Annotated in this window: 16 protein-coding genes and 2 riboswitches; of the genes, 7 read left to right on the forward strand and 9 right to left on the reverse strand. The window is 68.9% G+C overall.

The features are described from left to right. Nucleotides 1-76: 76 nt before the first annotated feature. Together AB0J91_RS21340 and AB0J91_RS21345 are read left to right on the forward strand one after the other, a co-directional pair. Entirely contained in the window at nucleotides 77-517 is a 441-nt protein-coding gene (locus AB0J91_RS21340) for an ATP-binding protein (RefSeq protein WP_363871556.1), read from the forward strand. Then, nucleotides 514-1323, forward strand: a complete 810-nt coding sequence (locus AB0J91_RS21345) for a SigB/SigF/SigG family RNA polymerase sigma factor (protein ID WP_363871559.1) — start codon at nucleotides 514-516, stop codon at nucleotides 1321-1323. The genes AB0J91_RS21340 and AB0J91_RS21345 overlap by 4 nt, the downstream gene beginning before the upstream one ends. A gap of 386 nt (nucleotides 1324-1709) precedes the next feature. Here AB0J91_RS21345 and AB0J91_RS21350 read toward each other — a convergent pair whose 3' ends face one another. Then, nucleotides 1710-2429 carry a M23 family metallopeptidase gene (locus AB0J91_RS21350; protein ID WP_363871562.1) on the reverse strand — a complete coding sequence of 240 codons (720 nt, stop codon included), beginning with the start codon at nucleotides 2427-2429 and terminating at the stop codon, nucleotides 1710-1712. Between the two features lie 789 nt (nucleotides 2430-3218). Here AB0J91_RS21350 and AB0J91_RS21355 point away from each other — a divergent pair. Then, nucleotides 3219-4124, forward strand: coding sequence for a sulfite exporter TauE/SafE family protein (locus AB0J91_RS21355; RefSeq protein WP_363871564.1), 906 nt, complete (start codon nucleotides 3219-3221; stop codon nucleotides 4122-4124). 268 nt (nucleotides 4125-4392) lie between these two features. Here the strand turns inward: AB0J91_RS21355 and AB0J91_RS21360 are convergent, their stop codons facing one another. After that, complete coding sequence (locus tag AB0J91_RS21360; protein WP_132685037.1) at nucleotides 4393-5562, reverse strand: NAD-dependent epimerase/dehydratase family protein; 1170 nt, start codon at nucleotides 5560-5562, stop codon at nucleotides 4393-4395. Between the two features lie 141 nt (nucleotides 5563-5703). Here AB0J91_RS21360 and AB0J91_RS21365 point away from each other — a divergent pair, with 141 nt between their 5' ends. Further along, complete coding sequence (locus AB0J91_RS21365) at nucleotides 5704-6162, forward strand: GtrA family protein (RefSeq protein ID WP_363871567.1); 459 nt, start codon at nucleotides 5704-5706, stop codon at nucleotides 6160-6162. Here the strand turns inward: AB0J91_RS21365 and AB0J91_RS21370 are convergent. The 7 genes from AB0J91_RS21370 to AB0J91_RS21400 all read right to left on the reverse strand — a co-directional run bounded on the left by AB0J91_RS21370 (nucleotide 6131) and on the right by AB0J91_RS21400 (nucleotide 13777). Further along, nucleotides 6131-8416 carry a glycosyltransferase family 2 protein gene (locus tag AB0J91_RS21370; protein WP_363871570.1) on the reverse strand — a complete coding sequence of 762 codons (2286 nt, stop codon included), beginning with the start codon at nucleotides 8414-8416 and terminating at the stop codon, nucleotides 6131-6133. The genes AB0J91_RS21365 and AB0J91_RS21370 overlap by 32 nt on opposite strands. Beyond that, a complete protein-coding gene (locus AB0J91_RS21375; RefSeq protein WP_363871573.1) occupies nucleotides 8413-9360 on the reverse strand; it encodes an NAD(P)-dependent oxidoreductase in 948 nt (315 codons plus the stop codon). Before AB0J91_RS21375 ends, AB0J91_RS21370 begins: the two co-directional genes overlap by 4 nt. A 156-nt stretch (nucleotides 9361-9516) precedes the next feature. After that, nucleotides 9517-9951 carry an SRPBCC family protein gene (locus AB0J91_RS21380; RefSeq protein ID WP_363871576.1) on the reverse strand — a complete coding sequence of 145 codons (435 nt, stop codon included), beginning with the start codon at nucleotides 9949-9951 and terminating at the stop codon, nucleotides 9517-9519. A 117-nt stretch (nucleotides 9952-10068) separates the two neighbouring features. Then, nucleotides 10069-10899: a phosphoenolpyruvate hydrolase family protein gene (locus AB0J91_RS21385; protein ID WP_363789246.1), complete on the reverse strand. Its 831-nt coding sequence runs from the start codon at nucleotides 10897-10899 to the stop codon at nucleotides 10069-10071. A 13-nt stretch (nucleotides 10900-10912) separates the two neighbouring features. Next, nucleotides 10913-12139, reverse strand: a complete 1227-nt coding sequence (locus AB0J91_RS21390; protein ID WP_363871579.1) for a Tm-1-like ATP-binding domain-containing protein — start codon at nucleotides 12137-12139, stop codon at nucleotides 10913-10915. 124 nt (nucleotides 12140-12263) lie between these two features. Further along, nucleotides 12264-12446, reverse strand: a complete 183-nt coding sequence (locus tag AB0J91_RS21395; protein WP_132625899.1) for a hypothetical protein — start codon at nucleotides 12444-12446, stop codon at nucleotides 12264-12266. 152 nt (nucleotides 12447-12598) lie between these two features. Further along, on the reverse strand, nucleotides 12599-13777 hold the full coding sequence (locus AB0J91_RS21400) for an acyl-CoA dehydrogenase family protein (RefSeq protein WP_363789244.1): 1179 nt from the start codon (nucleotides 13775-13777) through the stop codon (nucleotides 12599-12601). A gap of 105 nt (nucleotides 13778-13882) precedes the next feature. Between AB0J91_RS21400 and AB0J91_RS21405 the strand changes: the two genes are divergently transcribed. The 3 genes from AB0J91_RS21405 to glyA all read left to right on the forward strand — a co-directional run bounded on the left by AB0J91_RS21405 (nucleotide 13883) and on the right by glyA (nucleotide 17444). Then, nucleotides 13883-14509, forward strand: coding sequence for a TetR/AcrR family transcriptional regulator (locus AB0J91_RS21405; RefSeq protein ID WP_363789243.1), 627 nt, complete (start codon nucleotides 13883-13885; stop codon nucleotides 14507-14509). Between the two features lie 204 nt (nucleotides 14510-14713). Continuing rightward, nucleotides 14714-14810: riboswitch (glycine riboswitch) on the forward strand. A gap of 1 nt (nucleotide 14811) precedes the next feature. Beyond that, nucleotides 14812-14911: riboswitch (glycine riboswitch) on the forward strand. A 119-nt stretch (nucleotides 14912-15030) separates the two neighbouring features. Next, a complete protein-coding gene (gene gcvT / locus AB0J91_RS21410) occupies nucleotides 15031-16134 on the forward strand; it encodes a glycine cleavage system aminomethyltransferase GcvT (RefSeq protein ID WP_363789240.1) in 1104 nt (367 codons plus the stop codon). Between the two features lie 29 nt (nucleotides 16135-16163). Further along, nucleotides 16164-17444 (forward strand): serine hydroxymethyltransferase, encoded by a 1281-nt coding sequence (gene glyA / locus AB0J91_RS21415; protein ID WP_363871582.1) that lies wholly within the window; start codon nucleotides 16164-16166, stop codon nucleotides 17442-17444. Nucleotides 17445-17564: the final 120 nt, after the last annotated feature.

The raw sequence follows: 17564 nt of genomic DNA on the forward strand, positions 1-17564 counted from the left end.
GGGTCACGGGTACCAGGAAGCCGCAAGGGCAGGTCACCGTGAGTGAACGCCGCTCCGAGACGAGGTGGTCGTCGAAATGAGCGTGGAACGCGAGGTCGCGCAGGTCGAGCCTGCGACTTCCGCTCCGAATCAGGTCGAGGTGCGGGTCCGGGCCGAGCCCGACCAGCTGTCGGTGATGCGGGCCGTCGTGGCCGACCTGGCCATGCGCGCCGACCACGACGTCGACTCGATCGCGGATCTGCGGCTGGCCGTCGACGAGGCGTGCTCATCGCTGGTCCGACTGGCCGCACCGGAGGCGATCCTCGTCTGCCGGTTCCGGCTGTCCGGTGAGCAGCTGTCGATCACCGCAGAAGTGCTCAGCAAGAACGATTTCGGGCCCCGCAAGGACACTTTCAGCTGGCGCGTGCTCAGCGCGTTGGCCGACGCTGTGTCAACCTCGGTCGAGTCGGATCCCGCTGCCAACGGCAGCCACCTGGTGCGGATCGAGTTGACCAAGGGACGGACGGCTCAGGTGTGAGACGAGCGGATTCCACTCAGTCACGCAACGAGCGCTACGACAGGCTGGCGCCGCTGTTCGGCGAGCTCGCGAAGCTGGGCGAGAAGGATCCACGACGTTCCGAGCTCCGCGACCGGCTGGTCACCGAGCACCTGCCGGTCGCCGAGCACATCGCCCGGCGCTTCAGCCACCGCGGCGAGTCCCAGGAGGACCTGACGCAGGTCGCGGTGCTGGGCCTGATCAACGCGGTCGACCGCTTCGACCCCGAGCGCGGGGTCGACTTCCTGTCCTACGCGGTCCCGACGATCATGGGCGAGGTCCGCAGGCACTTCCGCGACACCGGCTGGGCGGTGCGGATGCCGCGCCGCCTGCAGGAGCTCCACCTGTCGGTCTCGGCCGCGATCGCGCGGCTCTCGCAGGAGCTGGGGCGCGCCCCGACCCCCAGCGAGCTGGCGAAGGACCTCGGCATCAGCGTCAACGACGTCTACCACGGGCTGGAGGCGGGCAACGCCTACCGCAGCGCCTCGCTGGACGAGCTGCTCACCGACACCGACGAGATCCCGCTCGGTGATGCGATCGGGTCGGACGACGCCGAGCTGGCCGAGGTGGAGAACCGCGAGATGGTCCGGCCGCTGCTGGAGGAGCTGCCCGAGCGGGAGCGCCGCATCCTGGTGATGCGCTTCTTCCGCGGCATGACGCAGACGCAGATCGCCGACCAGGTCGGCATCTCGCAGATGCACGTCTCGCGCCTGCTGTCGCGAACCCTGGTGTGGCTGCGCCAGCGCCTGGAGGACGACGCGCCGACTCCGCAGCCCACGGAGCCGTGAGCAATTGAGTAGAAGAGCGGAGTTCCCGCCCGGTCCGGTCGGCTAGCGTTGTTCTTGATCGAGGCAGAGCAGCCGAGGGAGGACACATGGGTGTGCGGATCGACCTGGCAAGGCTCGCGGGAACCACGGATCACCCGGACCGATCGACCGACGAACCGGAGGCCAGGCGCCGCCTGATGGCCCTACCGCGCCTCCCGCGGCGCAGGCCCGAATCCACGACCAGGACGACAGCGTCCTGAACTTGGTGAACCGCCCGGGGTCTGTCGGGGGAGGCGGACCCCGGGCGGCCGTTCTCGGGTGCGCCCTCAGGCGCTGTTCAGAGCGGCGGTAGCCGCTGCTTCAGGTGTGGGACTCAGCTCGCACCGCCAAGCAACTGAGCAAATTGCTCAGGTGACGTCGATGCCTCGCTCTTGCAGCCAGGGCAGCGGGTTGATCTTCGTCCCGTCTTCGTGGACCTCGAAGTGCAGGTGAGGACCGGTCGACTGGCCGCGGTTGCCCATGGTGGCGATCTGCTCGCCGGCGCCGACCCGCTGCCCTTCGTCAGCCACGATCGTGTTGACGTGGCCGTAGACGGTGATCGTGCCGTCGTCGTGCTGCACCCGGACCCACATGCCGAACCCGCTGGCCGGGCCGGCTTCGATGACCTCGCCGGGCGCCACCGAGTAGATCGGCGTGCCGATGCTGTTGGCGATGTCGATGCCCATGTGACTGCTGCCCCAGCGGGAGCCGAAACCGGAGGTGTACCGGCCTTCGGCGGGGCTGTGGAAGCCGGCGGCCTTGCGCGCCTTCTCCTCAGCGGCCCGCTGCGCCTCGGCCGCGGCTTGAGCGGCCTGGGCCGCCGCTTGGCGGGCGGCCTCCTGGCGGACGATGCGCTCGGCCTCGATGGTCTTGGCCTTGGCCAGCTCCTGTGCTTCGGGCTGCTGTTCGGGTACTTGTTCCTTGAGCAGCCGGACGGCTGCGGGGCTGTTCTGAGTGCCGGTGATCGCGGTGCTCAGCTTCTTGGTCCCGGCCAGGGGCCGGATGTCGCGCTGCTGGTCGGAGCCCGCGTTCGCGGCGAGGGGCTGACCCACTGCCGCGAACGCGCCTCCGGCCACCACCGCAGCCACAACTTTGTTGCGGAGCGGAAGGCCGGCTGTCGGGGGGAGCCGGTCTTCCTTGCGATGCTTGCCCATCACTGCCTTCCGTCGGGGGTCGGTCCGGCCACTCCCGCGTCGGGGGGTGCGGGCAAGAGCTCTTCGGGGAAAGAGACCTTGTCGTGATCGAACCGTGACGTGCAGATCAGAACGTAGCTGACAGTCACAGCAAGCCGCAACTGATGGCTCACCCAGCAGATGGTTCACCCGGCTGCGCCATACAAACCGTGACTTTCAGTGACTGACTGAGATCGCCGTTCGATAACATCAACACCCGGACCAACCTGCGGAGGAGCCGTTTTCGGCAACCGGTCCACACCACCGGCAGCCCCTTGATTCGAACAGTTCGCGCAGGTCACACGGATGATCAAAGGTAGATCGCCAAGGCGCGCAACGGCTGTCAGATCAACTATCCGCAGGTAGATCGTCCACAGTGGACATAAACGGGCCGGGCCGAAGCGAGATCAATTCGGCCGGATGGTGTCCTTCGACACAAGACGCCCTCGAACGGCCTAAAAAACCTTCCCGCACTCTGGGAGACGCTGCCACTCGAACGCGGGATCTGTTTCACTGTTCCCCATGACGCCCGGTGATCAGTGGCGGCTGCTGTCGCAGCGCCTCCACGTCGACCTGCGCCGCGTCACCTCCGCACGGTGTCGGCGCTCGCACTAGCCCCTAGTCGCGCCCACCTGTCCGCAGCACCATCCCGCCACGAGCCCTCGCGCCCGCGAACTCGTCGCGCCTCGACTCCTCGGAGACATCGTGCAAGCATTCCTGATCTTCGCGATCGGCGGTTTCATCGCGCAGCTGGTCGACGGCTCGCTAGGCATGGCCTACGGCGTCACCTCGACGACCATCCTGCTGACCGCCGGACTCACCCCGGCGCTGGCTTCCGCCTCGGTGCACCTCGCCGAGATCGGAACGTCGGTCGCCTCCGGCCTCTCGCACTGGAGGTTCGGCAACGTCGACTGGAAGATCGTGCTCACCCTGGGCGTGCCGGGCGCGATCGGCGCCTTCCTCGGCGCGACCGCGCTGAGCAACGTCTCCACCGAAGCCGCCGAGCCCTGGATGTCGACCATCCTGCTCGCGCTGGGCGTCTACGTGCTGCTGCGCTTCGCCATCCGGCCGCTGCGCCGCCGCCAGCTCACCGGCGTCAGCCCCAAGCTGCTGGCTCCGCTGGGCCTGGTCGCGGGGTTCGTCGACGCCACCGGCGGTGGCGGCTGGGGTCCGGTCTCGACGCCCACGCTGCTGAGCACCGGCAAGGTCGAGCCGCGCAAGGTCATCGGCTCTGTCGACACCAGTGAGTTCCTGATCGCGGTGGCGGCGAGCCTGGGCTTCCTGTTCTCGCTGGCCGACCAGAAGCTGTCCTGGATGACCGTGGGCGCACTGCTGCTGGGCGGCGTCCTCGCCGCACCGCTGGCCGCCTACCTGGTCCGGATCGTGCCGATGCGGCTGATCGGCGTCGGCGCCGGCGGCCTGATCGTGCTGACCAACGCGCGCACGCTGATCAAGGCGTTCGACCTGCCCGCCCCGACCCCCGCGGTGATCTACGGAGCGATCGTCGTGGCCTGGGTGGCCGCATTGGCTTACACCATTCGTGTGATCGTCAGCGAGCGTCGCGAGATCGAAGACCTCGAGGAAGAGGTTCCGGCCACGGCCCACAGCTGAGCAGGCACAGGACGGTTTCCACCCCGGATCCGACCCTCGCGCGGGACGCGAGAGCCCGTCGGGTTTGGGAGGGAAACCGTCCGTTTGCCGGTTCCGGGCGCGAGGTGATGGCCGTTAACCAACGTTCACAGCAGGTTCGAGATTTACCCACGTGCCGTATCGCAGAGATCATCCGCGAGGGCTAATGTTCGAAGCTGCCGCGTGGAAGCCCCCCGACACGCGGTAAGGAGCCCCGGGCCGAACAGCCCGGGGCACCCTTCTGGATCCGCTACTTCTCGTCGCGCATCGGGTTGCTGGCCTTGCGCCAGTTCACCGTCGGCCGCATCGCCGCGAGGTCGACCCGGTGCTTGTGCTTGTCCGCCACCTCGAACAGCGACTCGATGAGCGTGTTCGACAGCAGGTGCGGCTCCAGGCCCAGCTCCACCAGACCGGTGTGCTTGACGTTGTAGTAGTGCTCGCCCTGCTCGACCCGCGGGTTGTCGACGTGCTCGATCTCGACCTGGCCGTCGAAGTTGTTGGCGATGGTCTTGGCGATCTCACCGACCGAGTAGCTCTCGGTGATCTGGTTGAACACCCGGAACTCGCCGCGGTCGGCCGGGTTCTCGGCCGCCAGCCGGATGCACTCCACGGTGTCCCGGATGTCGATCATGCCCCGGGTCTGCCCGCCCGGCGTGTACACCGTCAGCGGGTGCCCCAGCACCGCCTGGATGACGAACCGGTTGAGGACCGTGCCGAAGATGGCGTCGTAGTCGAACCGGGTCGCCAGCCTCGGGTCCCGCACCGTCTGCGGCGTCTCCTGCCCGTAGACCACGCCCTGGTTGAGGTCGGTGGCCCGCAAACCCCAGATGCGGCAGGCGAACTCGATGTTGTGGCTGTCGTGCACCTTGCTCAGGTGGTAGAAGGAGCCCGGCTTCTTCGGGTAGAGCATCCGGTCGGTCCGCCCGTTGTGGGTGACCTCCAGCCAGCCTTCCTCGATGTCGATGTTGGGCGTCCCGTACTCGCCCATCGTGCCCAGCTTGACCAGGTGGATCTCCGGGTCGACCTCCTGGATCGCGAACAGCACGTTGAGGTTGCCGACCACGTTGTTCTGCTGGGTGTAGACCGCGTGCTTGCGGTCGATCATCGAGTACGGCGCCGCACGCTGCTCGGCGAAGTGCACGATGGTGTCCGGCCGGAAGTCGGCGATCATCTCGGTCGTGAAGTCACCGTCGACGAGGTCGCCGTAGTAGTGCTTGATGGTCTTCCCGGAGACCTCGCGCCAGGCGTCCAGGCGGACCTGCATCGGCTCGATCGGCACGAGGCTCTCGACGCCCATCTCGTGGTCGTAGCCCCGACGGGCGTAGTTGTCCGCCACGGCGACTTCGTGACCGCGGTCGGACAAGTGCAGAGCGGTCGGCCAACCGAGATAGCCGTCCCCTCCGAGGACGAGGATTCGCACGCCTGTCTCCCTCTTTCCAGCCGGTAGTGCAGCATGAACATCACGCATGCTCTCATCTCTTCAACAGTCCAAGAACACCACGCACAGCGATCAGTATCGTTCCGTCCAGCACACTTGCGAATGAATTTCTCTGGAGGACATGTGGCGCAGCCGATGATCACCGGCCGTGCTCGCTACTGGCGGTTGATCAGTCGATTCGCGGCGGCATCGGTCGTGGCCACCGGCATCAGCCAGCTCGTGTTCCTGCTGTCCTACTCGCTCGGGGCCACACCGGTCGTCTCGACCGTGCTGGCGTGGCTGGCCGGCGCGATCCCGAACTTCACCCTCAACCGTCGCACCTGGGGCGGCGGCGGGCGAGATGCGCTGCGCGGTGAGCTCCTGCGCTACGGCGCGATCTCGGTCGGGACGGCGCTGCTGGCCGCGGGCGCCACCCACCTCGCCGAGATCGCGGCGACCTCGGCGTTCCCCCACACCCGGCCCGCTCAGGTGGCCGTGGTGTGGGGCGCCTTCGTCGGGACCTACGCGGTGATGTTCGTGGTCAAGTTCGTGCTGATCGACAAGCTCGTGTTCAATCGCCGACCGCGGCAGGACGCTCGCTGACCCGCTCCACCGCCGGGGCGCCCGCCGCGCGACCGGTGCTGCGGCGCTCGCGCCACCACGTGCCGAGCACCACCTTTGCGTAGCGGTAGCCGTAGCTGAGGCTGGAGCCCTTCTTGCTCTCCCCCGCCGTGCGCTGCAGCATCCGCATCGGCTGCTCCACCGCCCGGTAACCGTGGCTGAGCAGGCCCACCAGCAGCTCGGAGGACTGGTACTGCGGCTGCCGCAGGGTCACCGAGTTCGGCACCTCCACCCGCATGCCGCGGAAGCCGAACGAGGTGTCGGTGATCCGCTGCCGGGTCAGGGCGCTGACCACCCACGCGAACACGTAGGTGCCGATGCGGCGGATCAGCGCCGGGCGCTCGTTGCTGCCCAGGCGCCGCGAGCCGCTGACGAAGTCCGCGCGGCCCTCGATCAGCGGTTCCAGCAGCTTCGGCAGCTCGGAGATGTCGTACTGGCCGTCGGCGTCGGTGGTGATCACGTAGCGCGCGCCGCGCTGCGCGGCCAACCGGTAGCCCAGCCGCAGCGCCGCGCCCTGGCCCCGGTTGTTCGGCGCCACGCAGGTGTGGGCGCCGTGCTTCAGCGACACCTCGGCGGTGCGGTCCTTGGCGCCGTCGACGACCACGAGGGTGTCGACGTCCAGATCGCAGCTGCGGGCCGGGATGGCGTCGAGCACCTCGCCGATCGACTCCTCCTCGTTGTAGGCGGCGATCAGCACGACCACCGGCGCGAACCGGTGCTCGCCGTAGCGGGACGCGTACTCCTCCAGCGCGTCCCGGTCCACCGCGTCGGGGAAGGTCGTCAACATCTGGCACTCCTCGGAGGGCGTCGATCGGGGTGTGGAACGGATGGCCTCTCGGCCGAAGATCGCGGTGGCGCCCAGGGCGCCTGCGAGCGGGAAGAGCACGAGTCCTGGCAACTGGTAGCGCCAGGAGAATTCCATGACCGAAGCGGTCAGCAACGAGGTGGTCACCAGACCGGCGGGCAGCAGCGTCACCGCGCGCAGCCCGCTGCGCCTGGCCCGTCCCGCGCCCAGCACCGCCGCGCTCGCGAGCAGCAGCGCGCAGCCGAGGAGCAGGCCCGGGGTGTAGCCGCCGCCCAGCTGGTAGCCGCGCAGGAACGAGGTGAGTTCCGGATCCGCGCGCAGCCCGACGCCGTCGTAGAGCTCGGCCCACTCCTGCGCGTACCAGTCCGGCGCGTACGTCGGGTGGTCGAGCTGGAACTGCCAGCGGTCCAGCGGCACGTCGCCGACCGCTTGGGTGCGGGTGGGGGCGAAGCCCTTGAGGAAGTCGCCGACGACGCCCGCTGCGATGTCGAGCGGCTGGTTGAACACGACCTTCCGGGTCAGCGACCGCTGTGCCGCGTTGACGTCCATGCCCTCGGGCAGCAGGTTGTCGACGTTGGCCTGGACGTCCCAGAGGTGCAGGTAGAAGTCGATGCCGATCTTCTCGCGGCGCTCGCGCGGCTCGTCGGGGCACAGCAGCTGCTCTTCGCGCGTCAGGTCCAGCTCGTCGCAGTTCGCCACGACCGCCGCGCGCCCGAACAGCACTCCCCCGCCGCCGGAACCGCCGACGCCGAACTTCCCCCCGACCACCGCGCCGTAGAGCGCGTAGACCAGCACGAGCCCGCCGAAGCCGGCGACGAGCGCACCGGTGGCGATCAGCCGGGGCCGCCAGCCCCCGCGCGGGCGCAGACCGGCGGCCAGCAGCACGAACACGGCCGCGGGCAGCACCACCGTCAAGCCCACCGAGCGCACCATCACCGACAGCGCCAGCACGGCACCGGCCACAGCGGCGACCTTCGGCGTCGGCGGACCCCACCAGCACAGCAGGTAGACGGCGACCAGCAGCAGCACCTGGAACAGCAGGTCGGACATGATCAGCTGCTCGATCTGCAGCTGGTAGGCATCCAGCAGCACCGGGGCCGCGGCCAGCGCGGACAACCACTCGCGGACGCCGAAGCGGCGCAGCAGCACGTAGACGCCGATGCCCAGGCCGATGCCGAGCAGGTGCTGCACGACCGCGACCCCGGTCAGGCCGCCGACGCCCAGCAGCGGCCAGAGGAACCACTCGTAGCCGACCGGGTTGATGCCGCCGGGGTGGAACACGCCGACGTCGTCGAGGTAGCGGAACGAGTCGATGTAGAGCAGTGCGGGCCGGTAGGCGAGCTGCGTGATGATCCGCAGCACCAGTCCGGCCAGCACCAGCAGCGCCAGCAACCAGTGCCGACGCAGTGCGCGCGTGAGCGCGGCCGTCACCGCGCTCCGCTGGTGAAGTCCGCCCAGACGGTGCGCAGACCGTCGGTCAGCTCCACCCCCGGCTGGTAGCCGAGCTCGCGCTGCGCCTTGGAGACGTCGACGATCACCGCGGGCATCTCGCCGTTCTTGGCGGGCACGTGGGTGACCGGGACGTCGATCTCGGTGGCGGCGCGGACGGCGTCGATGAGCTCCAGGACCGTGATCGACTCGCCGGAGCCGATCACCGCCGTGCCGGTGTACTGCTTGTCCCACGCGGCCAGCACGCCCTGCACCACGTCGTCGAGGTGCACGAAGTCGCGCTGCTGCGCGCCGTCGCCGTAGACCTCGACGCCCGCACCGGCCAGCGCGGCGCGCATCAGGCGCGGCACGAAGCTGTCCTTGTGGCCCATGCCGGGGCCGTAGATGTTGGTGAACCGCAGCGCGCAGGTCGACATCCCGTAGGCGCCCGCGTACCCGGAGAGCAGCATCTCGCAGGCGGCCTTGGTGGCGCCGTAGGGCGTGAGCGGGCGGACCGGCAGCGCCTCGGAGATGGTGCCGTGCCCGATGTCGCCGACCACCGCGTTGGTGGAGGCGAGGATGAACTGCCCGACCTCGCGCTCGCGGGCCAGCTCCAGCAGGTGCTGGGTGACCTCCACGTTGTTGGCGTAGGTGGCGGCGGGCTGCTCGACCGACTTGAGCACCGAGGTGATCGCGGCCAGGTGGACGATGCCGGCGCTGCCGGGCGCGACGGCGCGATCACGCACGTCGGCGTCACGCAGGTCGCCCTCCACGAAGCTCACCAGCGGGTCCCGCAGGGACTCGGGCGGGGCCTGGAGATCGACGATGGTGACCGGGGTGCCGCGCTCGATGAACGCTCGGACGACGGCCCGGCCGACGAAGCCGGAGCCTCCGGTCACCACGACCCGGTCGGAGTGGGCGATGTCTGCGGGGGTAGGGCTTGGCACGCGCCCGACTCTAACCGGAGCGCCGGATCACCATCCCCGAGCCCTTCGGTTTTGCCATCGCCCCAGGACCAAAAGTGTCAACCTCCCAAGAGGTGAAACTTTCGCTACCCGCTGGGGTGGTGGCGGTTTCCGGCGGGAACCGCCACCACGCGGCGCTCAGCTCGCGACGTGCGCCGCGAGGCCCTTCAAGCCGGTGGCGTAGACGCCCTGGGCGAAGGTCTTGTCCATCTCGGCTTCGACGTCGGCGTCGGAGTCGAAGTCGGCGAACCACTCGACGAAGCTGTGCCCGGACGCCGTGACCGGCAGGACGTGGATCGTGGAGCGGTAGCTGCGGACCGGGAACGGGCTCGTCACGAACTCGTAGGTGTAGCTGCGAGCGACGTCGTCGAGGGCCACCAGGCGCTCGCGCACCTCACCCCCGTCCCCGAGCTTCAGCCGGCGCACGCAGCCGACGCTCGCGGAGTCGCGGCCGTCCTCGATCTCGCTGGAGGCGATCGCCGGGTGCCACACCGGCAGGGCGTCGAAGTCGCGCACCGCCTCCCACACCTTCTCGACGGGGGCTTCGATGACCGAGCTCGCGAAACTGCGCATGGTTCCTCCTGGGTTCGGTGTCGAAGTGGCGGAGCCACTTCCTCCTTCGGTGAGCACCCCCGCAGCCGGCACCGCCGGGGTTTCCCCACCCTCACCGCCAAGCGAGATGCGCACCTTCTAGAACTTGATGTTGGTGAACGCCTTGGTCTGCTCGGTCAGGGCTTCTTCGGTGGGGAGTCGTTCCATGCTGCTGGCACCGTAGAAGCCGTGGCAGCGCTGGGTTTTCGACAGCACGTAGGAGGCATCCGAGGGCGTCGCGATCGGCCCGCCGTGGCACAGCACCAGCACGTCCTCGCGGACCTCGGCGGCGGCCTGCGACCACTCGTCGATGAGCCGCACGCAGTCGTCGAGGTTCTTGGCGGTCTCCGCGCCGATCGCGCCCCCGGTGGTCAGTCCCATGTGGCAGACGATGATGTCGGCGCCGGCCTCGGTCATCACCCGCGCGTCGTCGGCGGAGAACACGTAGGGCGTGGTGAGCAGGTCGGCCTCGCGGGCGGCGGCGACGAGCTCGACCTCCAGTCCGTAGCCCATCCCGGTCTCCTCCAGGTTCGCCCGGAAGGTGCCGTCGATGAGTCCCACGGTCGGGAAGTTCTGGATGCCCGCGAAACCGAGCTCGCGCAGTTCGCGCAGGAAGTGCTCGCGCAGCATGAACGGGTCGGTTCCGTTGACCCCGGCCAGCACGGGCGTGCGCTGCACGACCGGCAGCACCTCGCGGGCCATCTCGACCACGATGTCGTTGGCGTTGCCGTAGGCCAGAAGTCCGGCCAGCGAACCGCGTCCGGCCATCCGGTAGCGACCGGAGTTGTAGATGACGATCAGGTCGATGCCGCCGGCTTCCTCGCACTTGGCGGACAGCCCGGTGCCGGCACCGCCGCCGACGATCGGTTCGCCGCGCTGGGCCTTTGCGTGGAACTCGCGGAGCAGGTCCGCGCGGTCGAATCCGTTCATCGCCCCTCCAGTGTCAGTGCCGGGACACCTCTCGGGTCCCGGGGTTTCCCTGCTCCTCCAGGATTTCACGGAACGAGGTCAGCAGCGCCGTGACGAATTCCTCGTCGTTGACGTTGTGGCCGACCCGCAGCACTCGGCGGTTCTCGGTCTGCTCGACCTCGCGCTCGATGGTGTCGAACAGCGCAGCGTCGGCTTCGGGGTCGTGGAACGGCTGGCCCGGCGCGTCCAACATGGACACTCCGCCGGTCGGCAGCAGGAAGCGGACCGGGCCGTGGCAGGCGTTGAGCTTGCGCGCGATGAACGAGCCGATCTCCCGGCACTCCTGCGGAGTGGTGCGCATCAGGGTGACCTGCGGGTTGTGCACGTAGAGGTTGCGGTCGCGGTAGCGCTGCGGAACCGATTCCAGCGCACCGAAGTTCACCATGTCCAGCGCACCGCACGAGCCGACGTAGGGAACCCGGGTGCGCGCGATGGCGTCGAGCCGCTGCTCGCCCGCGCTCATCACGCCACCCGCGACGAGGTCGCAGACCTCGGTGGTGGTGATGTCCAGGACCGCGCGCACCAGGCCGTCGTCGACGAGCTTCTCCATGGCCCGGCCGCCCGTCCCGGTCGCGTGGAAGATCAGCGGGTCGAACTCGGCGGTGAGCGCGTCGGCGGTGGCGGTCGCGCAGGGGGTGGTGACGCCGAACATCGACAGCGCCACCGCGGGCTTGTCCTCGACCTGCGGCATCGGGTGGCTGATCGCGCCGAGCAGCGCGTGCGCGGCGTTGGCGAGGATGCGGCGGGAGATCCGGTTCAGCCCGGCGACGTCGGTGACCGAGGGGAACATCGCGATGTCGGTGGCGTCGACGTAACCGGACACGTCACCGGAGGCCACAGTGGACACCATCACCTTCGGCAGGCCCACCGGCAGCTCCCGCATCGCGGGGGTGATCAGCGCGGTTCCGCCGGAACCGCCGAGCCCGATGACGCCGTCGACGTCGCGTTCCCGCAGGAAGTGCGCGAACGCGGTGGCCATCGCGGTCACGGCCGTGCCCCGGTCGCCGGTGAACACCGCATCCGCGCCGTCCGGGTGGTGCGCGGCGACCTCGGCCGCCTGGACGACGGCGCGGGACGAACCTTCGCCGGTGGTCGACAGGTCGACGGTGACGACGGGATGCCCGTGGGCGATGAGCTCGGCGACGTAATCCAGCTCATCGCCCTTGGTGTCGAACGTTCCAGCGACGTACGCGCTGCCCATCGAGACCTCCGTGCTGCTCGCCGTGGAGAACGACCCGGGATCGGACTCTACTGTCGATCGCCCGGCGAGCAACAGAAAAACGACCTCCGGCTGCACGCCGGAGGTCGTCTCCTGGGACTTTCGCTCAGTGGTGTCCGCCCTGGGAACCACCCTGGGAGCCGGATCCGCCCTTGCCCATGAACTTGTTCTTGACCTGGTCGATCTTTTCCTTGTTCTTCGGGTCGGAGGCGTACTTCTTGGCCTGGTCGACCACCTTCTTGCCCTGCGGGCTCTTGGCGAAGTCGGTGACCTTCTTGAACAGCGACATCATCACTCCCGATGCATCGAGGCCGTTGTCCATCAGACTACCGACAAATCACCCGCGACTCACGCCTCACCACGTCGAACGGAGTGGCGACGTTCCGGTGACGTTCCGGTTCCGGCCCCCGCACCGCCAAGCAGAGCGACCGCGAAAGGCGATCAGCCGAGGACGCCGCTGACGCTGGCGTGGCCCTTGAGCACGTTGCGGGCGATGGTGCGGCGCTGGATCTCGTCGGTGCCCTCGAAGATCCGGAGCAGCCGCAGGTCGCGGTACCAGCGCTCGACCGGGAGCTCCTTCGTGTAGCCCATGCCTCCGTGGATCTGCAGGACCCGGTCGACGATCTGGTTGGCGTGCGTGGCGCCGAACAGCTTGGCGATGGACTGCGCGTGCCGGGAGTCCATGCCCTGGTCGACCTGCCAGGCGGCCTGCAGGATCAGCCAGCGCAGCGCCTCGATCTCCACCGCCGAGTCGGCGATCATCCACTGGATGGCCTGCCGGTCGGCGATCGGAGCGCCGAAGGTCTCGCGGTTCTGGGCGTATTCCGAGCCCATCTCCACCAGGCGCTCGCACGCGCCCAGCGCGCGGGCGGGCAGCAGGTAGCGGCCCCGGCCGATCCACTGCATGGCCAGCCCGAAGCCGTTGCCGACCTCGCCGAGCACGTTCTCGTCGGGCACGCGGACGTTGTCGAACACCAGCGCGGCCGGCTGGCGCTCGTCGGGGCCCATGATGTCGATCGGCTCGGACTTCCAGCCCATGTCGCGGTCGACCAGGAAGCAGGTCACGCCGCCGTTGGCGCCCTTCTCCCGGTCGGTGACGGCGAAGACCATCACGAAGTCGGCGTCGATGCCGCCGGTGATGAAGGTCTTCTCGCCGTTGATGACCCAGTCGTCGCCGTCGCGAACGGCGGTGGTGCGCAGGTTCTTGGCGTCCGAACCCGCGCCGGGCTCGGTGATGGCGAAGCAGGACTTGCGGGTGCCCTCGATGGTCGGCAGCAGGTAGCGCTGCTTCTGCTCCTCGTTGGCGTAGTAGAGGATGTTGTCGGCGTAGCCGCCGAAGCGGAACGGCACGTAGGTGCGGCCGAGCTCGACCTCGATCAGCGCCGTCATGACGGCCGAGAGGTCCATGCCGCCGTACTCCTCCGGCGTCTGGACGCCCCAGAACCCGGCCTCCTTGGCCTTGTCCTGGAGTTCGAGCAGCTCGTCCTTGGTGAGACCGCGCTGACCCGCCCGCTCCCTGCGCAGCACCTCCGGCTCCAGCGGCATGAGCTCCCGCTGGACGAAGTTGCGCACCCAGTCGCGGATGTCGCGCTCGGTGTCGGAGAGCGAGAAGTCGACCATCGCGTGGTTCCTTTCCGTGCAGGCCGGTAACTAACACCGTTAGTTTTATGGCAGCCTAGAACCGTCCCGGCGCACGCCGCAAGGGTTCCGGTGAGGAGACAGACGTTGCCCAGACCCAGCACACCCCGACTCTCCCCGGAACTCATCCGAAGGTCCGGGCTGGAGATCATCGACACCGAGGGCCTGGAGGCGCTCTCGATGCGCAGGCTGGCCGAGCGCCTCGACGTGCGCGCCGCGTCGCTGTACAACCACGTGGCCACCAAGGAAGACCTGCTGCACGAGATCGCCGACGAGGTGATGAGCGCGGTCGACGTCTCCGACTTCGACCGGGACTGGGCCGCCGGCCTGCGCACCTGGGCCCGCTCCTACCGCGCCGCCCTGGTCGACCACCCGAACCTGGTCCCGTTCATCGCCTACGGCCCGGCCCGGCGCGATTCGGCCCTGCGCGCCGCCGACGCCGTCCACGGCGGCCTCACCCGGGCCGGCTGGCCGCAGCGCTACGCCACGATGATCGGCGCCTCGACGAAGTACCTGGTCATCGGCTCGGCCATGGGCTCGTTCAGCCACGGCTTCCCAGCCGACGCCACGGTCTACGCCAACCGCTTCCCGCACCTCAGCAGGGCCCACCTGCTCCACCAGAAGGCGGCGGAAATAGACGCCGCCAGCTTCGAACTCGCCCTCTCAGCCCTCATCGACGGCCTCAAGACCCAACTCGAAGACCTCACCGGATGAACCACGCATGCCACCATCAGGCGAACCAGGCCCTGAGACGGGTGCTCGGCCTTTTCGCCCCTTGGTGAACCGCGCCTCTCGCGCGCAGCCCCGCAACCATCCGGAAAGCCGCTGCGCAAGGGTTGAGATCACTCGGTCTTCCTGTTGACTGGGGGTGGGGCGGTTCGTAGCGTCTGTGAGCGGTACAACCGAATACCGCGCCGATGACGTCTCGCGGGAGAGACCTCGTCCTCGCCGGACGAGGCGCCGAAGGAGCAATACTCCCCAGTAAACTCTCAGGCACCGTTACCGCAGGACACCAGGCGAATCACGGAGAAAAGCAGGAGCATCGCGCTTCTCGCCCACGGTGCAAACCACCCCGCCGGGTGGTGAAACTCTCAGGCCAATGACTCCGGGGAGACCCCGCCCGACCAGCGCAGACCGCGACGGTCGGGGGTCGAGGCGCCCCGGATAAGGTTGGGCGCGTGAGCTGACCGGCCCTCGACTGCCGACCGGCACGCCCACCCAGGAGGAGTTTCACCATGTCATCGCCCCGCCGGACACCGCTGCACGCGGTGCACGAATCCCTCGGCGCCACCTTCACCGAGTTCGCCGGCTGGCAGATGCCGGTTCGCTACAGCAGCGACACCGCCGAGCACAACGCGGTGCGCACGGGCGCCGGCCTGTTCGACCTCACGCACATGGGCGAGATCCTGATCAGCGGCCCGCAGGCCGCCGAGGCGCTGGACTACGCGCTGGTCGCCAACGCCTCCGCCATCACCCCCGGTCGCGCCCGCTACACCATGATCTGCAACGACTCCGGCGGTGTGCTCGACGACCTGATCGTCTACCGGCTCGCCGAGCAGGAGTTCCTGGTCGTGGCCAACGCCGCGAACGCCGCCGTGGTCTCCGCCGAGCTGGCCGAGCGGGTCTCCGGTTTCGACGCCGCGCACTCCGACGCCTCCGACGACTACGCGCTGATCGCGGTGCAGGGCCCGAACGCGGTGGCGATCCTGGCGCCGCTGACCGACACCGACCTGAGCACCGTCAAGTACTACGCGGGCTACCCCTCGACGGTCGCGGGCAAGGACGTGCTGCTGGCGCGCACCGGCTACACCGGCGAGGACGGATTCGAGCTGTTCACCGCCCCCGGCGACGCCGAGGCCGTCTGGCAGGCGCTGACCTCCTCCGGCGCCGAGCACGGCCTGCAGCCGGCAGGGCTGTCCTGCCGCGACACGCTGCGCCTGGAAGCGGGCATGCCGCTGTACGGCAACGAGCTGTCCGCGGAGCTGACGCCCTTCCACGCGAACCTCGGCCGAGTGGTCAAGCTGGACAAGGACGCCGACTTCGTCGGCAAGTCCGCGCTGGCCGCGGTTGCCGAGAAGCCCACCGAGCGCACCCTGGTGGGACTGACCACCGACCAGCGGCGGGCGCCGCGCCACGGTTACCGCGTCCTCGACGCCGACGGCGCCGAGATCGGCGAGGTCACCAGCGGCGCACCGTCCCCGACCCTCGGGCACCCGATCGGGATGGCCTACGTCGACCGGGAGCACAGCGAACCCGGCACGGCCCTGCAAGTCGACATCCGAGGCCGCAACGTCGCGGTGCGGGTCGTCGAGCTGCCGTTCTACCGCCGCAACGCCTGACTCCAGAAAGAAACAGGAGGCACACACTGATGTCGAACCCGGATCTGTTCAACGATGCCCTGGCAACGGTTGACCCGGAGGTGGCAGCGGCGGTCGGCGCCGAGCTGGGTCGCCAGCAGAACACCCTGGAGATGATCGCCTCGGAGAACTTCGCGCCGCAGGCCGTGCTGCAGGCGCAGGGCTCGGTGCTGACCAACAAGTACGCCGAGGGCTACCCGGGCAAGCGCTACTACGGCGGCTGCGAGCACGTCGACGTCGTCGAGCAGCTGGCCATCGACCGCATCAAGGACCTCTTCGGCGCCAGCTACGCCAACGTGCAGCCGCACTCGGGCGCGCAGGCCAACGCCGCGGCGATGTTCGCGCTGCTCAAGCCGGGCGACACCATCATGGGCCTGGACCTGGCCCACGGTGGTCACCTCACCCACGGCATGCGGATCAACTTCTCCGGCAAGCTCTACAACGTCGTGCCGTACCACGTCGCCGAGTCCGACCACCGGGTCGACATGGACGAGGTCGCGCGCCTGGCGCGGGAGAACAAGCCGCAGCTGATCGTCGCGGGCTGGTCGGCCTACCCGCGTCAGCTGGACTTCAAGCGGTTCCGGGAGATCGCCGACGAGGTCGGCGCCTACCTGATGGTCGACATGGCGCACTTCGCCGGTCTGGTGGCCGCGGGCCTGCACCCGTCGCCGCTGCCGCACGCGCACGTGGTCACCACGACCACGCACAAGACGCTGGGCGGCCCGCGCGGTGGTGTGATCCTGTCCAACGACGAGGAGTTCACCAAGAAGTTCAACTCCGCGGTCTTCCCCGGTCAGCAGGGCGGCCCGCTGGAGCACGTGATCGCGGGCAAGGCGGTGGCCTTCAAGATCGCCGCCGGCGAGGAGTTCAAGGACCGCCAGCGCCGCACGGTCGAGGGCGCCCGGATCCTGGCCGAGCGCCTGCTGGCCTCCGACACCACCGAGGCCGGTGTCTCGCTGGTCTCCGGCGGCACCGACGTGCACCTGGTGCTGGTGGACCTGCGCAACTCCGAGCTGGACGGCAAGCAGGCCGAGGACCGGCTCCACGAGATCGGCATCACGGTCAACCGCAACGCCGTCCCGAACGACCCCCGCCCGCCGATGGTCACCTCGGGTCTGCGGATCGGCACGCCCGCGCTGGCCACCCGCGGTTTCGGCAAGGAGGAGTTCACCGAGGTCGCCGAGGTGATCGCGCAGGCCCTCAAGCCGAACTTCGACGAGTCGATCAGCGCGGAGCTGCGCACCCGCGTGGAGGCCCTGGCCGCCAAGCACCCGCTCTACCCGAACCTCTGATCGTCTGAGCGAAAACGCCGCGTTCCGGTCGCGATGTCCGGAACGCGGCGTTTTTTCGTTCACGCTCCGATGTGGACCGAACGCGTCGCGCGAGGATGCCCTTTCGGTATCTCCTGAACT

This window comes from Saccharopolyspora sp. NPDC049357, assembly GCF_040677225.1.
GTDB lineage: Bacteria > Actinomycetota > Actinomycetes > Mycobacteriales > Pseudonocardiaceae > Saccharopolyspora.

Coding starts and splice junctions, on each gene's coding strand:
- AB0J91_RS21380 (WP_363871576.1), bottom strand. CDS start 9,951: ATGCGCAGTTTCGCGAGCTCGGTCATCGAAGCCCCCGTCGAGAAGGTG.
- AB0J91_RS21400 (WP_363789244.1), bottom strand. CDS start 13,777: ATGGTCGACTTCTCGCTCTCCGACACCGAGCGCGACATCCGCGACTGG.
- AB0J91_RS21395 (WP_132625899.1), bottom strand. CDS start 12,446: ATGTCGCTGTTCAAGAAGGTCACCGACTTCGCCAAGAGCCCGCAGGGC.
- AB0J91_RS21390 (WP_363871579.1), bottom strand. CDS start 12,139: ATGGGCAGCGCGTACGTCGCTGGAACGTTCGACACCAAGGGCGATGAG.
- AB0J91_RS21340 (WP_363871556.1), top strand. CDS start 77: ATGAGCGTGGAACGCGAGGTCGCGCAGGTCGAGCCTGCGACTTCCGCT.
- glyA (WP_363871582.1), top strand. CDS start 16,164: ATGTCGAACCCGGATCTGTTCAACGATGCCCTGGCAACGGTTGACCCG.
- gcvT (WP_363789240.1), top strand. CDS start 15,031: ATGTCATCGCCCCGCCGGACACCGCTGCACGCGGTGCACGAATCCCTC.
- AB0J91_RS21385 (WP_363789246.1), bottom strand. CDS start 10,899: ATGAACGGATTCGACCGCGCGGACCTGCTCCGCGAGTTCCACGCAAAG.